The 3,057-nt window shown below is 67.4% G+C and carries 3 protein-coding genes; 2 read left to right on the top strand and 1 reads right to left on the bottom strand.

What is annotated here, in order from left to right:
- Positions 1–879 (bottom strand): TonB-dependent receptor plug domain-containing protein (locus AC04L7_RS15445; RefSeq protein WP_475513345.1); only part of this gene is annotated, 879 nt, incomplete at its 3' end.
- Positions 880–1,082: 203 nt separating this feature from the next.
- On the opposite strand from AC04L7_RS15445, the gene AC04L7_RS15440 reads away from it, so the two are divergent.
- Positions 1,083–2,933: an ABC-F family ATP-binding cassette domain-containing protein gene (locus AC04L7_RS15440; protein ID WP_435997011.1), complete on the top strand. Its 1,851-nt coding sequence runs from the start codon at positions 1,083–1,085 to the stop codon at positions 2,931–2,933.
- 58 nt (positions 2,934–2,991) lie between these two features.
- Positions 2,992–3,057 (top strand): FmdB family zinc ribbon protein (locus AC04L7_RS15435; RefSeq protein ID WP_475513346.1); only part of this gene is annotated, 66 nt, incomplete at its 3' end.

Genomic DNA, 3,057 nt, shown 5'->3' with positions numbered 1-3,057 from the left:
GAAGAAGCCGTTGGAGAGCGTTTCGCGCTTGGTATGGAGGCCGTAGGAATAGAACGTCAGGTAGTCGGTGACGTCCACTTCGCCGTTGTACAGGAAGGAGGCGTTGTCGACCTCGGGATCGCCATAGCGCTGCACGACCTTGCCGCCCGGCGCGCTGGTTGCCGTCACCGTCCCCAGGAAGGGACGTGCCCGGTCGGTCTGGTCCTGATGCCCCGCTTGTGCGGCCAGGTGGACCTTGCCGCTCTCACCGAGCTTGAAGCCGGCATCGGCAAGCGCCTGGTACTGGCGGCCGTCGCCGGCGCTGTAGCCGCCGCCGGTCACGCTGACGCTGCCGCCGCTGTCGGCGCCCTTCAGCACGATGTTGATGACACCGGCGATGGCGTCGGAGCCGTACTGCGCGGAGGCGCCGTCCCGCAGCACTTCAACGCGTTCGATGGCGGAAATCGGGATCGAGTTGAGGTCCACCGGCGAGGAGCTGCGCCCCTGGCTGCCGTTGACGTTGACCAGCGCGCCCGGGTGGTAGCGCTTGCCGTTCACCAGCACCAGGGTGTGGTCGGGGGCCAGGCCGCGCAGCTGGGCCGGACGCATCGCGTCGGTACCATCGTTGATCGCGGCGCGGGGGAAGTTCAGCGAGGGCACGGCGCGCGAGAGCGCGGTGGCCAGTTCCACCGTGCCGGTGGACTCCAGCACCTCGGGCGTGATGATGTCGATCGGTGCAGTGGATTCGGCCACCGTGCGATCCGCCACGCGGGTGCCGGTGACGATCAGGGTGTCGAGCGTTTGCGCGTCGGACGATGCAGGGGCTTCCTGCGCGAGGGCGATGGGTGCGGCGAGCGCCAGGGCGACGGCGAAGGCGAGGGGCGAAAGCTTGCGGGTCATGGTGGCTCCAACGGGATGGAAGGACGGCGCAGCAGGGTCGATGGTGGCAGGAAAGTTGCCGCTGAAATCAGTTTTGTGCGTTGCACCAACCCCTTTGTTACCGCCCTATGACATGGATGTCAATGGATTCTTAACAACTGTGAGGCGGCCCGCTACCGATAAACTACGCGGCCGCTCTTCCCCAAATCCCCGTAGGTTGTTTCTTGATTTCCCTTCGTAATTTCGCGCTCCGCCGTGGTGAGCGCCTGCTGCTGTCCAACGTCGACCTCACCCTGCACGCGGGCTACCGCGTCGGCGTGGTGGGTCGCAACGGCGCGGGCAAGTCCAGCCTGTTCGCCGCCGTCCAAGGCGAACTCGAGGCCGACAAGGGCGACCTGGACCTGCCCGGCAAGGTGCGCATCGCCAGCGTGGCGCAGGAAACACCCTCGCTCCCCGACCCGGCGCTGACCTTCGTGCTCGGAGGCGACACCGAGGTCGCCGCCGTGCTGCAGGCCGAGGCCGATGCCACCGCGCGGGAAGATTGGGAAGCGGTGGCCAATGCGCACCAGAAGATGGCCGAGATCGGCGCCTACGACGCAGAGGCGCGCGCCGGCAAGCTGCTGCACGGCCTCGGTTTCCCGGCCGACACGCACCACCGCCCGGTGTCGTCGTTCTCCGGCGGATGGCGGGTGCGCCTGAACCTGGCGCGCGCGCTGATGATGCCCAGCGACCTGCTGCTGCTCGACGAACCCACCAACCACCTCGACATGGACGCCGTGCTCTGGCTGGAGCAGTGGCTGCTGAAGTATCCCGGCACGCTGCTGCTGATCTCTCACGACCGTGAGTTCCTCGACAACGTCGCGACCCACACGCTGCACCTGCATGGCGGCGGCGCCAAGCTGTACACCGGCGGCTACACCGACTTCGAGCGCCAGCGCGCCGAACAGCTGCGCCAGCAGCAGATCGCGCACGAGAAGGAACAGGCAGAACGCGCGCACCTGCAGAGCTTCATCGACCGCTTCAAGGCCAAGGCATCGAAGGCCGCGCAGGCGCAAAGCCGCATGAAGCGCCTGGCCAAGCTGGCCGGTACCGAGGCCGTGCGCGCGGAGCGCGAATTCCGCATCGAGTTCGCCGAGCCGGCCAAGCTGCCGTTCTCGCTGATCCGCCTCAACCATGTCGAAGCCGGTTACGGCGGCGACGCCGTCATCCTCCACGACGTCGGCTTCGGCCTCGAAGCGGGTCAGCGCATCGGCCTGCTGGGCCCGAATGGTGCCGGCAAGACCACCTTGGTAAAGACGCTCGTGGGCGAGTTGTCGACCATGGCAGGCGACCGCATGGCGCACCCGGACCTGCGCATCGGCTACTTCGCGCAGCACACGGTGGAGTCGCTGCATGAAGGCCAGTCGCCGATGGACCATTTCCGCGAACTGTCGCCGGAAGGCAGCAACCAATCGTTCCGCGACTTCCTGGGCAAGTGGAACTTCCCGGGCGACCGCGCATTCGAGCCGGTGGATGGCTTCTCCGGCGGCGAACGCGCCCGCTTGGCACTGGCGCTGATCGCCTGGCAGCAGCCGAACGTGCTGCTGCTCGACGAACCCACCAACCACCTCGATCTGGAGATGCGCGAAGCCTTGGCCGAAGCGCTCAGCGATTTCGATGGCGCGATCGTGATGGTCTCGCATGACCGCCACCTGATCGGCCTGGTGTGCGACACCTTCTGGCGCGTCGCCGATGGCGTGGTCGAGCCGTTCGACGGCGACCTCGACGAGTACGCCGCCTGGTTGCGCACGCGCGCCTCCGCGCAGGGCAGCAAACCACTGCGCAGCGAGCCCGCGCCCACGCCGAAAGCCGCGCCAGCGCCCGTGCGCAAGGTCAATCCGGTGAAGTTGGCCGCCGCCGAGGCCAAGGTCGCCGAACTCGAAGGCAAGCTGGCCGATGTCGATGCGCAACTCGCGGACCCGAAGAGCTACGCCGACGCCGAACTCGCCGCGCGACTGGGCCGGGATCGCGAAGCGCTACAGCAGCAACTGGCGAAGGCCGAAGAGGCCTGGTCGGCGCTGTACGACGAGGCTTGAATCGCGCCACCGCCATCCCCACACCCCGTACGTCCGTCCCACCCCCCGATCAGCTGCCATGCCCATCTACGCCTTCGAATGCACCCAGTGCGGCCACAGTTTCGACCGCCTGCAGAAACTGTCC

The sequence above is a fragment of the Pseudoxanthomonas sp. LjRoot204_2 genome (genome assembly GCF_056175765.1).
This window is presented reverse-complemented; position numbering and strand designations above follow the sequence as displayed.